Origin of the sequence: Clostridium tetani (assembly GCF_900167265.1) — a bacterium.
GTDB lineage: Bacteria > Bacillota > Clostridia > Clostridiales > Clostridiaceae > Clostridium_G > Clostridium_G tetani.
The window spans coordinates 108,769-131,976 of sequence record NZ_FUWT01000003.1; the positions used below are offsets into that span (position 1 = coordinate 108,769).

Consider the following 23,208-nt stretch of genomic DNA (forward strand, 5'->3'; position numbering starts at 1 on the left):
TATAAAACTAAATTTAAAGTATTGGAGGAGAATAATTTGTCGAAGATAATTTATAATAAACAACTATCAAAAGATTTTTATATTATGAAAGTTGAAGGAAATTTTAATGGAGAAATGGGTCAGTTTTGTATGTTAAGAGCGTGGGATAAATATCCTACTCTCTCCAGACCCATAAGTATATATGATATAGACCATGAAGGAATAACTTTTTTATACAAAGTAGTGGGAAAAGGAACTGAAATATTGGCAACTCTTAAAAAGGGAGATGAAATAAAGGTAGATGGACCACATGGAAATGGATTTTCTAAAGTTAAAGGAAAAATAGCACTTGTAGGGGGAGGAGTTGGAATAGCTCCATTATATTTAGCATCTAAGGTTTTAAAAGGAACAAGCAAAGATACTACAGTAGATATATTTTTAGGATTCAGTGATGAAGCTTTATTAGAAGAAGAATATAAAAAAGTGGCAGATAAGGTTGTAGTTAATTTAGGTGGATTTATAACAGATGATATAAATCCTGATGAATATGATTATATATTTACTTGTGGACCTGAGGTAATGATGAAAGTTTTATACAATAAAACTAAAAATTCAAAGACTAAATTATATGTTTCTATGGAAAACAGAATGGCTTGTGGAGTTGGAGTTTGCCTAGTATGTACTTGTAAGACTAAAAAAGGGAATAAAAGAGCTTGTAAAGAAGGACCAGTATTTTTAGGAGAGGATGTGTTTTAAGTGAGTAGATTAGAAGTTGACTTTGCAGGAGTAAAATTTAAAAATCCTGTGGTATTAGCATCTGGAACTTGTGGTTTTGGAAGAGAATATAGTGAAATATTTGATATAGAAAAGTTAGGTGGGCTGTCTTCTAAAGGACTTACACTAAATCCAAGAGCAGGAAATGATGGAATAAGGGTATGGGAAACAGACAGTGGAATGATGAATAGTGTTGGACTTGAAAATCCAGGGGTAAAAGCCTTTATAGAAAAGGATTTACATTGGATAAATAGTTTGAATATTGTGAATATAGTTAATCTAGGCGGACATTCTATGGATGATTATTTACAGGCAGTGGAGCTATTAAATAAAGAAAAAATAGACTTATTAGAATTAAATATATCTTGTCCAAACGTAAAACAGGGTGGAATGAATTTTGGTGTTAAGACAGATTTTGCAAGGGAAGTTGTAAGAAAAATAAGAGAAGTTTGTAAACATAAATTAGTTGTAAAACTTTCTCCAAATGCTGAAGATATAGTGGGAATAGCTAAAGTTTGTGAAGAAGAAGGGGCAAATGGAATATCCCTTGTAAATACTTTTTTAGGACTTGCTATAGACATAAACAAAAGAAAATCTGTATTTAATAATGGCTATGCTGGACTTTCAGGTCCTGCCATAAAACCTATAGCTTTAAGAATGGTAAATCAAGTAGCTAAAGAATTAACTATACCTGTTATGGGACTTGGAGGAATCTCTACATGGCAGGATGCTATAGAATTTATAATGGCTGGTGCTACTACTGTTCAAGTTGGTACGGCATCCTTTATGAAACCTGATATTTCAATAGACATAATACAAGGTATGGAAAAATACATGATAGATAACAATATTCAAAGTTTAGATGAAATAAGAGGGATTATAAAATAGCGCAATAAATCGTATTAACATATGAAGTACTTAGCTAAGTAAAAATTTAATGAAAGGAAGAATTTTAAAATATGCGGCAGCCTGCAGTGAATGAGACTCCGAATGAAAGAGAAGTTAAAGAAACCATAGGGGAAGAAAAAGAACTTACTTATATTTTTCAAATGTACTACAAAAGGGTCTATAACTATATATATTATCAAGTTAATTGTGATTATACAACAGAAGATTTAACAAGCCAGGTTTTTGAAAAAATTATGCTTAAAATTAAAACATATTCTGAAAGTAAAGCACCATTTGAAGTATGGGTATTTGCTATAGCTAGAAATGTAGTAAATGATTATTTTAGAAGTTTAAAAAAGCATTGAAGATAAATTTTATATAGATATAGATGCTTATTTTAATGGTATAGAAGAGTTCAATAACTTAAATTCCCAAGAATACAATGAAATTTTAAAACTGGCAAAGACTTTAGCAGATAAAGTAGTGAGAACAATATCCCTGGGATATATAAGTGTTATACAATAGGAAAGACCTAAAATAGAAAAGATGCCTGTTCTAGATGAATATAAAGGTAAAATTTTTGATAAGCATAGAAATAAAATAGAAATATTTACAAAAGAAAATGCAGAGGATGAAGTGTATACAGCTAAGGGAGAAAAAATTGCTGAATTTTCAGATGGCAAAATAATAACTGTAGAACAAGAAAAGAAATTACGAAAAGAGAAGATTTTAGAAGTAAAGGATCCTAATGAAATAAATAAGAATGCTTGTTTTAAGGTTATTTTCCCCTCTTATTTACCAGAAGGTTATAAATTTGATAGAGCAGAATTTTCTAAGGATGATAAAGGTAATGTAAGTGATAAATTTGTCGATTTACATTTTGTCAACGGAAAAACAGGAAAAAACATTTTTATGTAGCAGCGTTTGGCTTGTGGAGAAATGGAATATGTAAGTGGTGCACATAAAATTGAAAAGGTAAAGATTAATGGTGTAGATGCTGTAATAAGCAATGATAAAGCTTTAGGAAAATTTTTAAATATGCAATTAAAAAAAATACATCATTCATCATAAATCGAGAAAAGGACTAATATACTAAATATTGTTAGTACAGAAAAAAATTTTACTAACGATTTAATGTATAAGAGAGGAGGTAATAAAAATGTCCGCTGACACATCTACTAAAGGAGGAGGAATGAAAAAAACTTTATCCCTATGGAATTTTTTCACTATAGGATTTGGAGCTATCATAGGTACTGGATGGGTTTTATTAGTAGGCGATTGGATGATTATAGGGGGAGGACCAATAGCTGCCATGATCGCATTTTTAATAGGATCACTATTTTTACTTCCTATAGGAGCTGTTTTTGGTGAGCTTACATCTGCTATTCCAATTTCAGGTGGTATAGTTGAATATGTATCACGTACTTTTGGTAATAAGCCATCATATTTTACTGGATGGTTTCTTGCTTTAGGAAATGGAATTCTTTGTCCATGGGAAGCAATTGCTATTTCTTCATTAGTAGGAGAATTCATTCCAGCACTTAAAGTTATTCCATTATATGAAGTTATGGGAGCTACAGTATATCTTCCACCACTACTTATATCACTTGCATTTGCTATTTATGTTATTCGATTAAACTTTAAAGGTGCATCAGAGGCTGCTAAACTTCAAGGGTTTCTTACTAAATTATTACTTGCAGGTATGGTAATTGCCATGATTATTTCTTTATTTAGAGGAGGACCTAAAAACTTGCAACCTATATATCAACCTAAAGCTAGTAATGCTAGATCTATTTGGGCAGGAATTCTTCCTGTACTTGTTATGACACCATTTTTCTATGCAGGTTTTGATACTATTCCGCAACAGGCTGAAGAAGCATCGGAAGATTTGGATTGGAATAAATTTGGGAAAGTTATTAGTATGGTTTTAATTGCTTCAGGTATATTTTATGTAATTTGCATATATTCCTTTGGAACCATAGTTCCTTGGCAAAAGTTTGTTACTTATACTATTCCAGCACTAACTATTTTATCAGTAATAGGACTTAAAATTTTTTCAAAAGTTATGATGCTTATTGCTATTATGGGACCATTAGGACCTATGAATTCCTTTTTTGGAGCTACTGCTAGAATTTTATTGGCTATGGGACGTAAAGGACAACTTCCTGAAAAATTTAAGGAACTAGATAAAAATAATGGAACTCCAAAGACTGCTAATATTTTAATGGCAACACTTACTATAATAGGGCCATTTTTAGGTAAAAATATGTTGGTTCCACTTACTAATGTTAGTTCACTAGCCTTTATATTTGCTTGCTTTATGGTAAGTTTAGCTTGTTTACGTATGAGAAGAACGGAACCTAACATTAAAAGACCTTATAAGGTTCCAGGAGGAAAAGTTGGAATAATACTCGCATGTATGTCTTCGCTTATTATTATAGGATTGTTAGTTATTCCTGGTAGTCCTGCTTCTTTAAATTTTGTTGAATGGATGGTTGTGCTTACATGGTTTTTAATAGGATTTGCACTTATGCTAATTAGAGGTAAAAAAGTAGAAACTAAAGATAGTGGTGCTAACTAAAGTTAATTATAAATAGTTAAAAAGTTATAGTTTTGGGGGGAATTTCATGAGTAAAATTGCATTTATAGGTGGTTTATTAATAGATGGTACAGGAAAGGAACCTATAAAAAATTCCTTATTACTTGTTGATAATAAAAAAATTAAATATGCTGGACCAATGATGGATGTTAATGAAGAATATGAAAAAATAGATATTACAGGAAAAATAATTATGCCTGGATTAATTGACACTCATCTTCATTTTAGTGGAAATAGAACTGATAATGACACTGAATGGGTGCTAGATCCTGTTATACAAAAAACAATTGTAGCTGTTGCTCAGGCTCGTGAAGCTCTTGAACATGGATTAACATCTGTAGGCGAAATTTCTCGTTCAGGTATATATATACGTAATATGATTGAAGAAGGAGTAATTCCTGGACCACGTGTAGTTACAACAGGACTTGGTTTCTGTAGGACAGCAGGACATGGTGATTCACATAAATTACCGTTAGATTATAATAATGACTCTCATCCTTGGGCTGAGAGAGTAGATGGACCTTGGGATCTTAGAAAAGCAATAAGAAGGAGAATTCGTGAAAATCCAGATGCTATTAAAATTTGGTCTACAGGTGGAGGCATATGGAGACTTGATGCAAAGGCTGATTTACATTATTGTATGGAAGAAATACAAGCTGTTGTGGATGAGTGCAACATGGTTGGACTTCCTGTATGGTCACATGCAGAAGGCTATGAAGGAGCACTAAATTCATGTAAAGCTGGAGTATCTGCAATTATTCATGGACAAGAACTAAATGAAGAATGTCTTGAAATAATGAAAGAAAAGGATATTACATTCTGTCCAACTTTACAGTTCTTCTATGAATGGTTTACTGTATATGAACCACCATATAGAGCTATTCATGATAAGTATCCAGGTAAGAATACTGCTGAAAAAGAGCTTAATCGTATAATTGATAATTTGCAAAACGCAAATAAAAAAGGCATTAGAATAACTGTTGGTTCTGATTCATTTTGTAGTAGTTTAACTCCATATGGTGAATATGCTATTACAGAAATGTATACACTTAATAAAGCTGGATTAACAAAAATGGAAACAATTTTGGCTGCTACTAAAAATGGAGCAGAAATGCTTAGAATAGATGATATCACAGGAACTCTTGAAGAGGGAAAATTTGCTGACCTTCTTGTTTTATCCAAAAATCCATTAGAAGATATTCACAATGTAAATACTGATAATATGGAAATTATTATGAAAGAAGGGGCATTTATTAAAAAAGTAAATGATAAATAACAAAACAGGGCTTCTCTTTTGTTTAAGAGAGCCTTATTTTGTTATTGAGAATTATATTTATTATAAATTAAAAGTATATTCATATAATAAAAATAGTTGTGTATATTCTTAAAGGTTTGTATAATTGATATATGGACTATACATTTAATTAATATTCAACATTAGTCTACAGGGGGTATTTTTGTGTTAAATAATAGGAATTTACATGATTTAATAGATGTAAATATACTAAAAAACATTCAAGATAGACTTGCGGAAATTACAGGACTTGCTTATAATATAGTAAATTTTAAAGGAATACCTATTAATGAATATTCAAATTTTTCTTCATTTTGTAAAAAAATGAGGAGCACTCATGAAGGATTACGCATATGTTGCGATGCCAATGCCCACGCAGGGCTTGAAGCAGCATTAAGAAAAAAACCATATATATTTAGATGCCCTGCCGGCTTGGTAGATGTTGCAATACCCATAATTGTAAATGATACTTATCTTGGAGCAATTTTTTTTGGACAGGTTAGAACTAATAATGATAACCTATCGTCAATTAATAATTCAAATTACTATTTAAAAAAGCATAAAAAATGTTCTGAATTTATAGATGATTACAATAATATTTTGTACCTAGATTATTATAAAATAGAATCAATAGCATACTTAGTTCAAATTATTGTTAATCAGCTAGTTGAGAAAACATATTTAAAATCTATTGAGGAAGAATTGAATTTTAATAATATAAAATTAATGAAAGAAAAGGAATATAGGATTAAACTAGAGGAAGAACTAAAAGTTTCCAAGTTAACACTATTGCAATCTAAAATAAATCCATACTTTTTATTTAATGCATTAAATTCCATATCAAGACTTGCATTAATAGAAGATTCCCCTAAAACCTATGAAATGATTGTTTTATTAGCAGAATTTTCAAGATATACTTCAAAACACATAGGGAGTAAAGTTATTTTAGAAGAAGATATAGAAAATATTATACTATATCTTAAAATTCAGTCCATAAGATTTAAAGATAGAATAAAGTATGAAATTAATATAAATGATAATATAAAAAAACTAAAAATACCTTCAATGGTTTTACAATGCTTTATAGAAAATGCTGTAATACATGGATTATGTCCTAAAAAAGAAGGTGGAACAATTAAAATTAAAGGAGAAATTTTAGAAAAAGCTGCTACTATAACAATTACTGATGATGGAGTAGGAATTTCTAAAGACAAACTTTTTCTTATATTAAATGGAAGTGATAGAATTAAAAATAACAATGTTGGTATGAGCATATACAATGTTAATGAAATATTAACTAGATGTTATGGCAAGAATTATAGAGTTGAAATTGAAAGTGAAATTAATGTTGGAACTATGATAAAACTTAAATTTCCGTTTACTTAAAATATAAACTTTTTTGCAAATATGTATAATGGAATTGCATATGAGGGGGAATTAATGTGTGTAGAGTAGTGCTTGCCGATGATGAACATTTAGAAATTGAAGCTCTAAAAATAATTATAAATGAAAAAGTTAAAAATGTAGATATTGTTGGTGAGGCATATAACGGTGAAGATGTTATTAAGATAAATGAATCATTAAACCCAGATGTGATTTTTATGGATATAATTATGCCTGGCATAGATGGACTCGAAGTAGCTCAAATTATAAAGGAAAAAGATAGTAGTAAAAAAATTGTATTAATGAGTGTATATGACGACTTTGAACTTGTTCAAAGAGCATTAAAAATAAAAGTTGATGATTACTTACTAAAACCCATTAAACCCGAGAAAGTAATAATGCTATTAAAAGAATTTATAGATGAAGATAAAATTTTTAACTCTGAAAATAATATTTCAGTCTATAAAATAGATGAATTAGAATGTGCTTTAAGTTATATAGAAAAAAACTTTAGAAAGAATATAACACTAAATGAGGTAGCTAATTACGTGAATTTTAGCAGTACCTATTTAAGTAAGCTTTTTAAAAATAATATAGGCATTAATTTTAATAAATATATAACTAAAAGAAGAATAAAGGAAGCTACATTAATATTAGAAAATAAAAATATTAGTGTAAATGATTTAGCATTCCAAATAGGATACAATGAACCTAGTTATTTTTGTAAAGTTTTTAAAAAAGAAAAAGGAGTAACTCCATTAGAGTATAGAAAAAAGGTGAATAATAAAAAAGTATAATTATAGAATAAAATATTACTATAAAGTAGAAGAAAAGATGAATTATGAAGTGAATTTTGAATAAATATTTATAGAGATTAAATAAATAAGTGTTAAAGAAAATAATAGCTTGATGGTACTATATAAGTATGGTATTATCAAGCTATTTTAATTTTATTAATTGTGATTAATTCTTAAAAAGGATTAAATTATTATAAAAATAGGGGGATAATTATGAGTTTTTTAGAAAAAGGATTTAGTGAATCAACAGACAGAGTGAAAAGGTTAAAAGAGCAGATATTTTCTGCAGTTCCTTGTGTTGAAGCAGACAGAGCTATACTGTTAACGGAATCATTTAAAGAAACTGAAGATCAACCTATTATTATTCGTAAAGCTAAAGCATTGGAAAAGATTTTAAATGAAATTCCTATTGTAATTAGAGATGGGGAACTTATAGTTGGAAGCTTAACTAAAAATCCAAGATCAGCACAAGTTTTCCCTGAGTTTTCTAATAAGTGGTTAGTAGAAGAATTTGATAAACTTAATAAGAGAACATCCGATGCTTTTGAGATTTCAGATGAAGCAAAGTCACAACTTATAGAAGTATTTAAATATTGGGAAGGAAAAACTGTAAGTGAGCTTGCTACATCATATATGACCGATGATACTATTGATGCAATGAATGCAAAAGTATTTACAGTTGCAAACTATCATTTTAATGGATTAGGACATATTTCTGTAGATTATGAAAAAGTTCTTAAAAAAGGGTTTAGCGGAATTATTAAAGAAGTTAATGAAACCATTAATAATGCTGATAAAAATAATCCTGAATATATTAAGCAAAGAAGGTTTTGGGACGCTATAATTATTTCCTGTGAGGCAGCAATAAGTTATGCAAAAAGATATTCACAACTTGCAAAAGAATTAGCACAAAAAGAAACAAATGCTACTCGAAAAGATGAATTGTTAAATATATCTAAAATATGTGAAAAAGTTCCGGAAAAGCCAGCAACAACATTTCAAGAAGCATGTCAATCTTTTTGGTTTGTTCAAGCAATTATAAGCTTAGAATCAAACGGACATGCTATATCTCCAGCTCGTTTTGACCAATATATGTACCCATATTTTAAACATGATATAGATTTACACCCTAAAAATAGAGAATCAGCTAGAGAAATTCTTCATTGCTTATGGGTTAAATTTAATGATTTAACTAAAGTTCGTGACGAAACTACAACCAAAGCTTTTAGTGGATATTCAATGTTTCAAAATCTAATTGTAGGAGGACAGACTCCAGAAGGTAAGGATGCTACTAATGAATTATCATATATGTGTATGGATGCCACTGGAACTTTGATGTTACCTCAACCTTCACTTTCAGTTAGAATATGGAGTAAAGCTCCTGAAGAATTTTTAATAAGAAGCTGTGAGTTAACACGTTTAGGCACAGGACTTCCTGCTTTCTATAATGATGAAGTTATTATACCTATGTTGGTTAATCATGGATTAACACTAGAAGATGCTAGAGATTATGCAATTGTAGGATGTGTTGAACCTCAAAAACCTGGTAAAACAGATGGATGGTACGATGCAGCATTTTTTAATATGGCGAAAGTCCTTGAAATGACTATAAATAATGGTAAAGTTGATGGAAAACAAATAGGACCTAAAACAGGTGAATTTACTTCATTTAGTAATATAGACGAATTTATAGAAGCTTACAAAAAGCAAACAGAATATTTTGTGTCTTACATGGTTTCAGCAGATAATTGTGTTGATATTGCACATGCTGAAAGAGCACCACTTCCGTTTTTATCATGTATGCTTGATGATTGTATATCAAAAGGAAAATCAATACAAGAAGGTGGAGGACACTATCGTTTCTCAGGACCTTTAGGTGTTGGTATTGCTAATATAGGAGATTCATTTATGGCTATTAAAAAGCTTGTGTTTGATGAGAAAAAGCTTACTTTAAATGAGATAAAAGAAGCTATAGATACCAATTATGGTGAGTTTGAAGAGAACCCAGAGAAAAAGATAAAATATAAGGATATTCAACAAATGCTTTTAAATAGAGCTCCTAAGTTTGGAAATGATATAGATGAAGTTGATGAATATACAAGATTAGGTGCACTAATTTATTGTAAAGAAGTAGAAAAGCATACAAATCAACGTGGAGGACAATTTATACCAGGCTTATACCCAGTTTCAAATAATGTACATCTAGGAACTTTAGTATCAGCAACACCTGATGGAAGAGGAGCCAAGAAGCCTTTAGCAGATGGAGTATCTCCAACTCGTGGAGTTGATGTTAATGGACCAACTGCTGCTGCAAATTCTGTAGCAAAATTAGAGCATTTTTGTGCACCAAGTGGAACTTTATTTAATCAAAAGTTTAGTCCAAGTTCCCTTCAAGGGGATAATGGATTGAAGAATCTTGCTTCTTTAATACGTAGCTATTTTGACCAAAAAGGTATGCACATGCAATTCAATGTAGTTGATAAAAATGTTCTTATTGATGCACAAAAACGTCCGGAACAGTATAGAGATTTAATAGTTCGTGTTGCAGGATATAGTGCTCAATTTATTTGCCTAGATAATGCAATTCAGGACGATATAATTAAAAGAACAGAACAAAGTTTTTAATATATAAGTACTAATTTAAGGCTTGATTATATTCAAGCCTTAAATTTAGTCATTTTATAGAGGAGGGTACTCTATGGTAAAAAAGCAAGTGGATTATAATAAAAAAGGAACTATTTTTAATATACAAAGATTTTCTGTAAATGATGGCCCAGGTCTTAGAACAACAGTGTTTTTAAAAGGTTGTCCTTTGTCTTGTCGGTGGTGTAGTAATCCTGAATCTCAAGATAAAAATAAACAACTAATGTTTAACATTAAAAACTGTATTGAATGTGGCAAATGTGAAGAGATATGTAAATTAAAAGCTATTGATTTTTCTAACCCTAATAGAATAGATAGACATAAGTGTACACATTGTGGTGAATGTGTTGAAGTTTGTTATCCGGGGGCATTAGTTATTTCGGGGGAAGAAATGACAGTTGAAGAAGTTGTAAAGGAATTAAAAAAAGATGCCATTCATTTTAGGAATTCTAATGGAGGAATCACACTTTCAGGAGGGGAACCTCTAATGCAGTTGGAATTCACATTAGAACTATTGAAAGCCTGTAAAACTATGGGATGGCATACAGCAATGGAAACAACAGCTTATACAAATAAAGATATAATAAATAATGTAATGCCCTACTTAGATTTAGCATTATTAGACATTAAAATTTTGAATTCTAGTAAACATAAAGAATATATAGGAGGGGATAATGAAATTATATTGGAAAACGCAAAAGAAATAGTTAAACTAGTCAAAGATGTAATTATTAGAGTACCAGTTATTCCAGAATTCAATGCTGATAAGGAAAGTATAGCTGATATAGCAATGTTTGCTAAAAATTTAGAGACAGTAAAAGAGATACATCTATTGCCTTATCATAAACTTGGAGTAAATAAATATAAATGTGTCGGAAAAGAATATAATATGAAAGATGAAATTGGTATCCCAAGTGATGAACTTATGCTAAGTCTCAAAAAAGTAGTAGAAGACTTTGGAATCCATTGTAATATTGGAGCACATTAATGGTTTAAAATTTCTAGATAATACAATGAAATCAGAATGCACTTTTAACGATATTGTTTAGAAGTGCATTTATTAATTTTATTTTTTTAATATATTCAGTATGGAAAAAAGTATTTTAAGATCTAGTTAAAAGGATAAACATAAAGGTTTTTAGGTTTAGGTATAGAGGTTAGTTTATTTACTAATATAATTGGAACATTATTTTTAAAATCAAGTATTCCTTCAACTTTGAACCAAGTATTTTGTTTTAAATTTAAAGTATCAGGATATTTACATACTAAACCTATCACTTGAGAATCAGCAGCACAACAAGCCATCATTAATCTAGCAATAATAAATTCATCATTTTCAAGGGTGTCTTCTTTATATATGAAGCCATCTATAACAATTTTTGTACCTTTGTATTTTTTATAAAGATCTTCTCCAATATCATATAAATTTTTAAAGTAGTTTTCATCAGTAAATATAATAGAATTTGAGCTTTCTACTATCGGTTTAACTGTTGTGTTACTTTTATTTATTTTACTATTTATAAATGAAAAATTATTATTTATACCTTTTTTATTTGCTACATTTGGGTTTAAACTAGTTTGTGTAGCGTAAAAACCAATTAGCAAAGTTAGAAGCATTAATATGTAACTTATATTTACGGATTTTTTTGTTTTTACAGTGAATACTTTGGTGAATTGATATACTGTTAATATAGTAAAAAAAATAGAGGCAAATATAATATATTTAACCATTTTTGGGTTAATAAATAGGTTTAATTTATCAGTTAGTACTAAATAATAAAAATAAAATGTAAACCCTACCATTATTATAAATTTAAAAAGTTCATTTATATTAAATCTCTTCATTTAAATAACTCCTAACCCGTTAAGAATATTTATTAAAATTCCTACTATGTATGATAAAGAAAAAATGTAAAAAATAAGTCTTAAAACTAGGTTCTTTTTAAAAGTTCCAAATAACATTAAAGCATTTTTAATATCAATCATAGGACCCAGAATTAAAAATGATACTATAGAACCCATTGTAAATTGATTTAAAAAAGTACTAGCTATAAATGCGTCTGCCTCAGAACAGATGGATAAAGTAAAGGCTAATATTATCATAACTAAAATTGAAAGAATAGAATTTTCACTTATTGGTAGAATAAATTGTTTAGAAATTGTTAACTGAAATAAAGTAGAAATAAATGCTCCTAAAATTAAGTATTTACTTATAGTAAATAGTTCTTTTATTGTATGTTCTAGAACAATTCTTAATTTAGAATTATTTATATATAAATTAGGGTTGTTTGAACAACCACAATTACAAACATTATAGGATTCATAAATAGATTCTTTTATAGGATATATCTTAAATTCCTCTGTGTTGGATATTATAAGTCCTATTATTATTGGAATTAAGATTCCAAAGATAGCTCTTAATATAAAGATAGAAGGTTTATTATAAAAGGCATAGTAAGTGGACATTAATACTATGGGGTTTACTATAGGTACAGATAACATAAATGTAAAGGCAATTTCCATAGGAACACCTTTTTTTATTAATTTTTTAGTTATAGGAACAATAGCACATTCACATACCGGAAATATAAGTCCCATAAGAGATACACCTAAAAAACTTAAAAATTTATTTTTAGGTATGATTTTTGTAATAAATTCTTCGGAAACAAATACCTGAATTAATGCAGATACAAGCGAAGCAAGTAATATAAAGGGAACTGATTCTAAAATTATACTACTAAAAATAATAGAAAAGTTTTCAATGAATGGTGTATGGTACATTGATGATAATTCTATTGGTGTACATAGTATTAAAGAAAATATAAATAGAAATATTAATTTTATTATTTTTTTATACTTGAATTTTATGGTATTTATGTAGAACACTTTGCACCCCCATGGGAAGAATTTATTTGTATAGTAGATTTTTTATAAATATTCTTAATTTCTTTTGTAATCCATTGTCTAATATATTCATTTTTCCAATAATGCTACTCATCAAATTAATTTTATTTATTTCAATTAAATAAGCATATGGATTTAAAAGATCTAATTTAGATTTAATACTATCTAGCTCCTTTTTATCTATTTGTTCTGTATTATTAATTAAAATCAAATTGCTAAACTGTATTGATGGGAGAAAAATATTTAGCATATTATTAAAATAAACATTAAAAGTCTTAGCGTCAGTAATATAATATATAGTTGTTATCTTGCAAAATTTTCTTAGACTTTTTTTACCTAAGATATTTAATAATTTATCTAAAGGGCTTGTACCATTAGCTTCAATTATAATTCTATGAGGCTTGTGTAAATACAATAAATGTTTTATATATTCTTCTGTTAAAGCTTGGGTTGGAGGATAAAAATTAATAATAACTTGAGGATTAGTTTCTATATTATTATCTAAGCTTTTTTCACCTTTTTCACAATGTATAACAATAATTTTTTCATTGGATACTAAAGTAGAATTAATGAGGAAATTAATAAAAGAGGTTTTACCAGAATCAAGAAAACCTGTTACAATTTCAATATGTGATTTCATATTAATTTATTACTCCAATCTTAAGATAAAAATAAATTTTCTAATGCTAACTTATTTAAATTAGTACCTATAACACAAATTTTTCCTGTATAATCTGGGGAACTTGTTTTTATGTTTAATTCTTCAGGGACATAATCAAATTGAAGCCATTCTTTTTCATTTACTTGAACAATTCCTTTTGCCCTTAAAATTGTTCCATAATAATTACTATTTTCCAGTTTATGTAATATAACATTTAAAGTTTCTTTTGGAAATAATTTAGGAGTTTCTATTCCAAAGGACTCAAATGTTTCATTGGTAATATTTTTAATTTTATGTTTAACTGAGATTTTATTTGTAGTCGGCTTTAATAAAGTAAAACTTTTAAATTGTGGACTATATAAGTCTTTTTCAGCAACTTTAATTATTTTAGTTGCAGGTAAATTACTCCAATTAGTTGAGATGATAGCTGCTTTAGAATTTATTTGTTTAATTTTTTCTACTGTTTTTAATAGGTTTTCAGGTGATAAGTTCTCTGTTCTAGTTAATATAATAGTTTTAGCATTGACAATTTGATTTTTGTAAAAATCATTAAAATTTGTAATATACATATTAAATCGTAATACATCAACTACAGTAATAATCATATTTATGGATAGTATATCTTTTAATTCATGCTTTTTACATATATCTAATATTTCAGAAAGTTTTGCTACACCTGATGGTTCTATTATAATTCGTTCTGGATTATATTTTTCAATAACTTCTTTTATAGAATCATTAAAGTTTCCAGTAACTGTACAACATATACAACCAGCATTTATTTCTTTTACTTGTATATTTGATTTTTTTAGAATAGTTCCATCAATACCAACTTCACCAAATTCGTTTTCGATAATAACTATTTTGTCATTATAAAGTTTTTCGCTTATTAATTTTTTTATTAGCACAGTTTTACCAGCACCTAAGAATCCTGAGAAAATATCTATTTTTGTTTTCATGTAATCAACTCCTTTTAAAATAGTAAATAAAAAACTTTTAGTAAAAATAGGTATGTTTTTATAATACAAAAAAACAAATATAAATGCAAATGATTTGCATTTATATTTGTATAAAAAATTTAAGATAAAAATAAAGAATCCTGTATTTCAGGGTTCTTTGTTAAATCCTTTCCTTATCCTTGACGGTAATTACATCTATGAAATGAGTCAGTGTGCCATATTTATTTTTGGTAGTATTACCAATTTAGATTTTTATTTTGCAGAACTAAAATTATAAATTAAAAATAATATCAAAATACGTTGAAAGATGTTGAATTAGTGATAAAATAATGGGGTAGTTATCAAATCTTGGGAGGTATGACAAATGAAGAAAATAGGCAATCAAATAATAGCTATCATAGTTATATGTTCAATTACTATAGGAGCTATTATAGGGGCAACTAGCATAGTTAAAGGTAAAAAAGTAATGGAGAAGGAAGTAAAAAATAGGCTTTTAGAAATGACAAAAGCAAGAAAAAGAGAGTTTGATGTAGGACTTAAAAATATTTCTAATTCAGTGGAAGATATAGCTACTTTAATTGAAAGTAGTTTTAATTTAGATTTAGCAAGTAAAGATAAAAATTATGTTGATAATTATTTAAACTCATTAAAACCTATGGTAAAAGCCACTGCAAAAAAGATAGAGGTATGTAAAAGTATAGATGTAACATTTGAACCTAAAAGTATTGGAGGAATACTTGGAGAGATATGGTATCTAGATGAAAAAGACAACAAACATTTTATTCTTCAGCCTCAGAGTGATATATCAATTTATGATGAAAATGGAGAAGGAAATGGTATGAAATGGTTTTATGATATTATGAAAAAGGATCATGGTATATGGATGGATCCTTATATATCTAAGGGAACACATATAAGCACAGTTACTTATTCTTATCCCTTAAAAATAAATGGCAAAGCATTGGGAGTAGTTTCGGTAGATATAAATTTTGAGAGTTTTAAAAATATGATAAATAATATTAAAGTTTACAATACAGGGTATGCTTTTTTATTAAATAAAGATTATGAATATATTGTTCATAAAAATTTAAAACAAAAATCTGATTTGAAAAATTTAAATGAAAATATTATTAAAGAAATAAAAAATAGCAAAAGTGGATTAATAGAGGTACAACTTTTTGGACAACAACAATTATTAAGTTTTTCAAAATTTGATGATGGAAGAATATTTGTATTATTGGTTCCTAAAAAAGAAATATTTAGAGAGATGAATAATCTAATTTATATTATAGCAATTATTATGTTTGTATGTGCTATAGGTATTATTTTTATAGCTTATAAATTAGGATTAACAATTTCTAAACCTATTGAATTAGTTACTAGTAATTTAAATAGGCTTTCTAATTTTGATTTATCTTGCAATAGTGAATTAGATGAAGTTAATAAGTTACTTTTAAGAAAAGATGAAATAGGAGAAATAGGACGAGCTTCAATCAAATTAAAGCAAGAACTTAAAGGGATAGTTGAAGTAATTAGTGAAATATCTGAAGATATATACTGCAATATGAGTAATTTGGCTTTAGCAACTAATGGAGCAAGTCATTCTATAAATGAAGTCGCAAAAACAATAGAAGGATTAGCAAAGGGAGCAACAGAACAAGCAAAAGAATCAGAAAGAGGATCAGATAACTTAGAATTACTGGCTAAAGATATAAAAAGTACAGTTTTAAATGGAGAAGTAGTTGAGAAAAATAGTCATAAAGTTGGGGAAGCTACTAAAAAAGGTTTAAAATCAGTAGAAAATCTAGTAGATAAGTTTGAGATAAATGTTGAAACAACTAAGATAATAGAAAAAAATATTAATGCTTTAACTGAAAAATCAACATCTATTGGAAATATTGTGGAAGCAATAATTGCTATATCAACACAAACAAATCTTCTTGCATTAAATGCTGCAATAGAAGCTGCAAGAGCTGGTGAAGCAGGAAAAGGTTTTACTGTTGTGGCAGAAGAAATAAGAAAATTATCAGAGGATACAGCCAAATTTACTGAAGAAATTGGTAATATATTAAAGCAGATAAAATTAGATATAGATAAATCAAATAATAGTATAAAATTAGGAGAAAAAACATTGAATGATGTAAATAATTCAATGGAGGATTCTAAAAATGCATTCAATACAATATATTCATTAGTAGCGGGAAATATAGAAGTTGTAGATTCGCTAAAAAGTAAGCTTAAAAAAATAGAGAAAAATCAAGCAGAAGTAGTATCATCTATTGAAAACATAGCTGCCGTAACTCAACAAGCGGCCGCTTCTATGGAAGAAGTTTCTGCTTCTTCTGAGGAGCAAGTAGCAACTATGGAAAATATATCTGAAAGTGCAGATACATTACATAAAACCATAGAAAAACTAAATAATGTGGTGGGGAAATTTAAATTTTAGCACCACAAAATAGAAGTCTTTAAGTATAAATATACGATTAAGGGCTTTTATTTTTATATATAGAAATAAAGCAGCTTATAATTTACGAAGTAAGTTATGGTCCTGATATTATTAGAAAATTATAAAAATACTGAAAAATATTATTGAATTATATGGGGTTAAATGATATACTTTTATTAAATCATTACAAAATATAACAAAGTGAGCAAATGTAACATAAGGAGGGGTGGAATGTCCAATTGTAATAATCGAGAATTAATAAAGGTCGCATACTATTATTATAAAAAAGGTCTAATACAGGCTGAGATAGCAGAAAAAATGGGAATGTCTAGACAAAAAGTTAATAGACTATTAAAAAAAGCCCTTAAGGAAAATATAGTTCAAATCCAAATTATAGATATAGACAAATATAATTTGGAATTAGAGACTAAATTAGAAGAAAAATTTAAGTTGAAACAAACTGTAGTTATTTCGGCTATAGATAAGAAAAATATAACTGGTAGTCTGGGGATAGCAGGGGCTGAATATTTAGAAGAATTACTTGTAAAAGATGATGTTATAGGAGTAACATGGGGCAAAACATTATCAGAGATAGCAAATAGATTATCATATAATAATAAATTACAAACATCAGTTGTTCAATTAATAGGAGGAATGGATATAGCATTTACTGCTTTAAAGCCTGATGAAATTACTAGAACCATTGCAGAAAAATTGGGAGGAAAACCGTATTTATTATATGCTCCTGCTATTGTAGAAAATAAGGAAACTAAATCTGCAATTATGTCTGATGAAAGTTTAAAAACTACTTTTAAAAACATGGAGAAATGTAACGTTATAATAGCTGGTATAGGAGAATTAAATGCAGATAGCACCTTATATAAACAAAAATATTTTAATGAAAAATATATAGAACATCTCCTATCTTGCCAATGTGTTGGGGATATTGGATTTAGGTGGTATAACGAAGAAGGTAAAATTGTAGAGCATGACTATAAGGATAAAACTATAGGATATGACATTCTTGAAAACAAAAGCAATGCATTAGTTATAGGAATAGCAGGAGGAGTAAGTAAGTATGAAGCTATTTTAGGAGCATTAAAAGGAAATTATTTGGATGTTTTAATTACTGATAGTGATACGGCTAAGAGATTAATTGAAGAATAAATAAATACTAAGAAAGAAGGGATATATTTGATATTTAAAGAAGAAAGAGAATTAGTTATGCAATACGGTAGAAAGTTAATTGAAAGTAATTTAACTAAAGGAACAGGAGGTAACATTAGCGTTTTTATAAGGGATAAAAAATTAATGGCTATAACTCCAAGTGGAATTGACTATTTTAAAATTAAGCCAGAAGATATTCTAATTATGGATCTTAATGGTGATGTAGTTGATGGAAGTCAAAAACCATCTAGTGAATACTCTATGCACAAAATCTTTTATGAAAAAAGAGAAGATATTAATGCAATAGTTCATGTTCATTCTACATATTCAGCAGTGTTATCTTGTATGAATTGGGAACTACCAGCGGTACATTATTTAGTTGCAATTTCAGGTGGACACAATGTAAGATGTGCAGAATATGCAACTTTTGGAACCCAAGAACTTGCTGTAAATGCATTTGAAGGTATGAAAGATAGATATGCGGTTTTTTTAGCAAATCATGGCTTATTAACAGGAGCAAAAGATTTAGCTAATGCTTTCAACAAAGCAGAAGAAATTGAGTTTTGTGCAGAGATATATTACAGAACAAAGACCTTAGGAGAGCCTAAAATACTTTCAGATAAGGAAATGGACAAAATGTTAGGATTATTTCAAAGCTATGGACAAGTAAAAAAATAAGAATAATAATTAAAACGCAAAGAAAGGTAGGATTTATATGGAAAGATCAGATAAAGATTTAGCTTTCATGCTTAGATATGAAAATGTAGCTTGGTATGATGGCGGTAAGGTAAAAATATTAGATAGAAGGATTTATCCAAAAGAAGTAAAGTTTGTTACATGTAATACCCATGAAGAAGTTGCAAAAGCTATTACAGATATGGTAACTCAAAGTGCTGGTCCGTATACAGCAGCAGGTATGGGTATGGCTTTAGCTGCATATGAGTGTAGAAGATTATCTTATAAAGAGCAAATTGAATATCTTGAAAATGCAGCTTATAAATTGGCAAACGCAAGACCTACAACAGCAAATAGGATGACGCTAGTAGTTAAGGGATGTTTAGAGGCTGCCCAAATAGCTATGAAAAATGGAGAAAAGGTTGACCAGGTAATTTTTGAACATACTGTTAAGTCCATGAATAATCGTTATTCAAGAATTGGTGAGGTAGCAAAATATCTAGTAGATATGTTTCCTCAAAAGGGTAATATAATGACACAATGTTTTGGAGAAACTATTGTTGGAATGATGTTAAAAGAAGCCAAAAACCGAAATAAAAATATTAAACTATTTTGTCCAGAAACTAGACCATATTTACAAGGAGCCAGACTTACTGCAAGTGTAGCCTACGATCAAGGATTTGATGTTACTGTAATTACAGATAATATGCCTGCATTTACTATGAAAAATAAAAATATAGATGTATTTACATCAGCAGCGGATTCCATTTGTTTGGACGGACATATAGTAAATAAGGTAGGAACACTACAAATAGCTATAGTAGCTAAATATTTTGAGGTTCCATATTTTGTAACAGGTATTCCAGATAGAGATCATAAGAGCATTTATCAAGTTGAAATTGAGGAAAGAGATCCTAAGCAAGTCCTAGAATTTAGAGGTATTAAGAATACTATGGAGGGAGTTAAAGGATATTACCCATCTTTTGATATTACTCCTCCTCATTTAGTAAGTGGTGTAGTTACAGATAAGGGTATATTCAGTCCTTATGATTTAGATAGATATTTTCAGACAAAGGTAGAAAATTATTATTAAAAACACAGAATAAATTTAAGGAGTTGATAACTTGTCTAGATTTGATTCACATTTTAGAATGGAAACAGAAGACGCTATACTTTATGCAAAAGAAAAATTAGGGATCTTTGATGAACATGCTAAGCTTCAAGCAGAAGAAATAGGTGATGGAAATATAAATTACGTATTTAAAGTTTGGGATGTAAATACTAAGAAATCAGTTATAATAAAGCATGCTGATATTTTTCTTAGATCTTCAGGTCGGGAACTAGATGTGGATAGAAATAGAATAGAAGCAGAGGTGCTCATGTTACAAGGAATTTTAGCTCCTGGATTAGTTCCTAAAGTATATAAATATGATTCTGTAATGTGTAATCTATCAATGGAGGATATATCAGATCATAGAAATTTAAGGAAGGAATTATTAAAAAGGAATACTTTTCCAAGTTTTGCAGAGCATATAACTACTTTTATTGTTGATACACTTTTACCAACTACAGATTTAGTTATGGATTCAGGGGAAAAGAAGGATAATGTTAAGAAATATATCAATAAAGATCTTTGCAAAATATCAGAAGATCTGGTATTTACAGAGCCTTTTATTGATTATAAAAGTAGAAATACTGTGTTAGAAGAAAATATAGAATTTGTGAAAAGACAACTATATGAAGATAAGGAATTAATACTGGAAGCAGGTAAGCTTAAAAATAATTTTATGAATAATTCTCAAGCTTTAATTCATGGAGATTTACATTCAGGCTCTATTTTTGTAAATGAAGAGTCAACTAAAATATTAGATCCAGAGTTTGCATTTTATGGACCTATTGGTTATGACCTAGGGAATGTAATAGGAAATTTATTTTTCGCATGGGCAAATGCCTATGTAACTGAAGATGGAAAAGAAGTAGAAGAGTTCACAATATGGATTGAAAAAACTATAGAGAATATTTTAGAATTATTTAAAGAAAAATTCATTAAAAAATATAAAGAAATAGTAACAGATGTAATGGCAAAAGAAGAATATTATATGAATTGGTATTTACATTCTATACTATCAGATACAGCGGGACAAGTTGGTCTTGAAATTATTAGAAGAGTGGTAGGAGATTCAAAGGTTTTAGATATTACAAGTATTACTGATATAAATAAAAGAGTTAAAGCTGAAAGAATACTAATATTATCTGCTAAAACTTTTATAAAAAATAGACATAAGATTAAAACAGGTAAAAGATATGTAGAAATATTTAATAGTAATATGTATTAAGTGAAGAGGCTGTCTTTTCAAATGATTTGAAAAATCATTTTGAGACAGCCTTTTTTTATGTAAAATAATACATAAGAAGATATGAATTAGTAGATTCAAAAGTATTAGCATTAAAAAAATACAATAATTGGTATATATTTAGAATGTATTTATTATACATATGTTATAGGAATTGGATTCCATAATACTATAATAGTCAAATAAGAATGACTTGTTAATTGATTAGATTTATTTAAAAAATAAAAAAATAGGAGGATGAAAATGAAAAAATCTTTAACCAAAATAACAGGTATTACCTTATTGACATTTTTTATATCACTAACAAATTTTTCAATAACTGCTAGAGCAGCAGAACAAAAAGTGAGGACACCACAAAGTATTAAAGAAGAAATAAATAATTCTATGAAATCAGGTAAAGCTGTTAAAGAAGATGATATTAACGAATTAGCACCACTAGAGTTTCCAGAAATTAATACTAGGAGTATAACAAAGGATAATAATTATCCAATTATTTTAGTTCATGGTTTTATGGGATATGGAAGAGATGAGTTATTAGGATATAAATATTGGGGTGGAGTAGTAGATCTTCAAGAAAAATTAAATAATTCAGGACATAAAGCATATACAGCAACAGTGGGACCAGTATCTAGTAATTGGGATAGAGCATGTGAACTTTATGCCTATATAGTGGGGGGAACAGTAGACTATGGTGCAGCTCATGCTAAAAAATTTGGGCATAGTAGATATGGTAGAACCTATCCAGGTTTATATAAAAACATAAGTAATAAAAATAAAATACATTTAATAGGACATAGTATGGGTGGACAAACTATACGTACACTTACACAATTACTAAGCCAGGGTAGCCAAGAGGAGATAAATTATAAACAAGAAAATCTTTCACCTTTATTTCAAGGTGGAAATCACTGGATTCATAGCGTTACTACAATATCAACACCTAATGATGGAACAACTTTATCGGATTTAATGCCAGCAGGAGAGTTATTAAGCTCTGCATTTGGTGCTTTAGGAACAATAACAGGTAACAATGGTATCTTTAACTCATTATATGATTTTAAATTAGATCAATGGGGACTTAAAAAACAAGAAGGCGAATCTCAAAGAAAATATATAAAAAGAGTTTTAGATAGTGATATTTGGAAGAGAACAAAGGATATAGCAACTTATGATTTATCAACAAAAGGTGCAGAGGAGCTTAACAAATGGGTAAAGGCTCAGCCAGATGTGTATTATTTTTCTTGGACAACTCAAGCAACTAAAGAATCAGCACTTACTGGGCATTCTATAGCACAAATTGGTCCTATGAATCCATTACTTTATGTACCGGCAAATTTAATGGGTAAATATTCACGAAATGAGCCAAATCTTCCTATTATTAATAAAGAATGGTTTCCTAATGATGGTGTTGTAAATTGTATTAGTCAAAATGGTCCTAAGTTAGGTTCAAGTGATATTATTGAACAATATGATGGTACAGCTAAAAAGGGACGATGGAATGCAATGCCTTTAATTATAAATACAGATCATATGGATATAACAGGTACTTTTGGTAATGTTAAAGATTGGTATATTGATTATGCAAAGATTTTAAATAAATTACCAGAATAAAAATAATAATATAATTGTGTAATTAAAGGTAGTTTGTAGAATTATTTACAGACTACCTTTTTTTAGAAATTTAG

21 protein-coding genes are annotated in these 23,208 nt (G+C 28.5%); 17 read left to right on the top strand and 4 right to left on the bottom strand.

The genetic code is table 11. The annotated features are described in order from the left end of the window. The first annotated feature begins 21 nt into the window (after positions 1–21). From B5D21_RS02775 to B5D21_RS02820, 11 genes are all read left to right on the top strand, one after another. Positions 22–735, top strand: coding sequence for a dihydroorotate dehydrogenase electron transfer subunit (locus B5D21_RS02775; RefSeq protein WP_011099183.1), 714 nt, complete (start codon positions 22–24; stop codon positions 733–735). Next, positions 736–1,641, top strand: a complete 906-nt coding sequence (locus tag B5D21_RS02780) for a dihydroorotate dehydrogenase (protein WP_011099184.1) — start codon at positions 736–738, stop codon at positions 1,639–1,641. Between the two features lie 86 nt (positions 1,642–1,727). After that, positions 1,728–2,006 carry a sigma factor gene (locus B5D21_RS02785; RefSeq protein ID WP_242651256.1) on the top strand — a complete coding sequence of 93 codons (279 nt, stop codon included), beginning with the start codon at positions 1,728–1,730 and terminating at the stop codon, positions 2,004–2,006. Positions 2,007–2,187: 181 nt separating this feature from the next. Then, positions 2,188–2,559 carry a hypothetical protein gene (locus tag B5D21_RS02790; protein ID WP_011099185.1) on the top strand — a complete coding sequence of 124 codons (372 nt, stop codon included), beginning with the start codon at positions 2,188–2,190 and terminating at the stop codon, positions 2,557–2,559. Positions 2,560–2,580: 21 nt separating this feature from the next. Further along, the gene (locus tag B5D21_RS14360) at positions 2,581–2,712 is read left to right on the top strand and encodes a hypothetical protein (RefSeq protein WP_274542156.1); all 132 of its coding nucleotides are present in this window, start codon (positions 2,581–2,583) and stop codon (positions 2,710–2,712) included. 88 nt (positions 2,713–2,800) lie between these two features. Further along, positions 2,801–4,222, top strand: coding sequence for an APC family permease (locus B5D21_RS02795; protein WP_011099186.1), 1,422 nt, complete (start codon positions 2,801–2,803; stop codon positions 4,220–4,222). Positions 4,223–4,268: 46 nt separating this feature from the next. Next, complete coding sequence (locus B5D21_RS02800; RefSeq protein ID WP_011099187.1) at positions 4,269–5,516, top strand: metal-dependent hydrolase family protein; 1,248 nt, start codon at positions 4,269–4,271, stop codon at positions 5,514–5,516. A 183-nt stretch (positions 5,517–5,699) separates the two neighbouring features. After that, positions 5,700–6,920 (top strand): sensor histidine kinase, encoded by a 1,221-nt coding sequence (locus B5D21_RS02805; protein ID WP_011099188.1) that lies wholly within the window; start codon positions 5,700–5,702, stop codon positions 6,918–6,920. A 56-nt stretch (positions 6,921–6,976) separates the two neighbouring features. Continuing rightward, positions 6,977–7,714 carry a response regulator transcription factor gene (locus tag B5D21_RS02810; protein ID WP_011099189.1) on the top strand — a complete coding sequence of 246 codons (738 nt, stop codon included), beginning with the start codon at positions 6,977–6,979 and terminating at the stop codon, positions 7,712–7,714. A gap of 213 nt (positions 7,715–7,927) precedes the next feature. Then, the gene (locus B5D21_RS02815; RefSeq protein WP_011099190.1) at positions 7,928–10,339 is read left to right on the top strand and encodes a glycyl radical protein; all 2,412 of its coding nucleotides are present in this window, start codon (positions 7,928–7,930) and stop codon (positions 10,337–10,339) included. Positions 10,340–10,412: 73 nt separating this feature from the next. After that, on the top strand, positions 10,413–11,345 hold the full coding sequence (locus B5D21_RS02820) for a glycyl-radical enzyme activating protein (RefSeq protein ID WP_011099191.1): 933 nt from the start codon (positions 10,413–10,415) through the stop codon (positions 11,343–11,345). Positions 11,346–11,467: 122 nt separating this feature from the next. Here the strand turns inward: B5D21_RS02820 and B5D21_RS02825 are convergent, their stop codons facing one another. The 4 genes from B5D21_RS02825 to B5D21_RS02840 are packed head-to-tail and all read right to left on the bottom strand — an operon-like array spanning position 11,468 to position 14,881. Further along, entirely contained in the window at positions 11,468–12,202 is a 735-nt protein-coding gene (locus tag B5D21_RS02825) for a TIGR03943 family putative permease subunit (RefSeq protein ID WP_011099192.1), read from the bottom strand. Next, entirely contained in the window at positions 12,203–13,243 is a 1,041-nt protein-coding gene (locus B5D21_RS02830; RefSeq protein WP_011099193.1) for a permease, read from the bottom strand. 22 nt (positions 13,244–13,265) lie between these two features. Then, the gene (locus B5D21_RS02835) at positions 13,266–13,901 is read right to left on the bottom strand and encodes a GTP-binding protein (protein WP_011099194.1); all 636 of its coding nucleotides are present in this window, start codon (positions 13,899–13,901) and stop codon (positions 13,266–13,268) included. Positions 13,902–13,921: 20 nt separating this feature from the next. After that, positions 13,922–14,881 (bottom strand): CobW family GTP-binding protein, encoded by a 960-nt coding sequence (locus B5D21_RS02840; RefSeq protein ID WP_035110170.1) that lies wholly within the window; start codon positions 14,879–14,881, stop codon positions 13,922–13,924. A 364-nt stretch (positions 14,882–15,245) separates the two neighbouring features. Between B5D21_RS02840 and B5D21_RS02845 the strand changes: the two genes are divergently transcribed. The 6 genes from B5D21_RS02845 (at position 15,246) to B5D21_RS02870 (ending at position 23,134) form a co-directional block, all read left to right on the top strand. Further along, positions 15,246–17,327 carry a methyl-accepting chemotaxis protein gene (locus tag B5D21_RS02845; protein WP_011099196.1) on the top strand — a complete coding sequence of 694 codons (2,082 nt, stop codon included), beginning with the start codon at positions 15,246–15,248 and terminating at the stop codon, positions 17,325–17,327. Positions 17,328–17,558: 231 nt separating this feature from the next. Then, a complete protein-coding gene (locus B5D21_RS02850) occupies positions 17,559–18,494 on the top strand; it encodes a sugar-binding transcriptional regulator (RefSeq protein WP_035110168.1) in 936 nt (311 codons plus the stop codon). A gap of 27 nt (positions 18,495–18,521) precedes the next feature. After that, complete coding sequence (locus B5D21_RS02855; RefSeq protein ID WP_011099198.1) at positions 18,522–19,172, top strand: L-fuculose-phosphate aldolase; 651 nt, start codon at positions 18,522–18,524, stop codon at positions 19,170–19,172. A 37-nt stretch (positions 19,173–19,209) separates the two neighbouring features. After that, entirely contained in the window at positions 19,210–20,262 is a 1,053-nt protein-coding gene (locus tag B5D21_RS02860; RefSeq protein WP_011099199.1) for an S-methyl-5-thioribose-1-phosphate isomerase, read from the top strand. 31 nt (positions 20,263–20,293) lie between these two features. Beyond that, positions 20,294–21,505, top strand: coding sequence for an S-methyl-5-thioribose kinase (gene mtnK / locus B5D21_RS02865; protein ID WP_011099200.1), 1,212 nt, complete (start codon positions 20,294–20,296; stop codon positions 21,503–21,505). A gap of 261 nt (positions 21,506–21,766) precedes the next feature. Beyond that, the gene (locus B5D21_RS02870; RefSeq protein ID WP_035125358.1) at positions 21,767–23,134 is read left to right on the top strand and encodes an esterase/lipase family protein; all 1,368 of its coding nucleotides are present in this window, start codon (positions 21,767–21,769) and stop codon (positions 23,132–23,134) included. Positions 23,135–23,208: the final 74 nt, after the last annotated feature.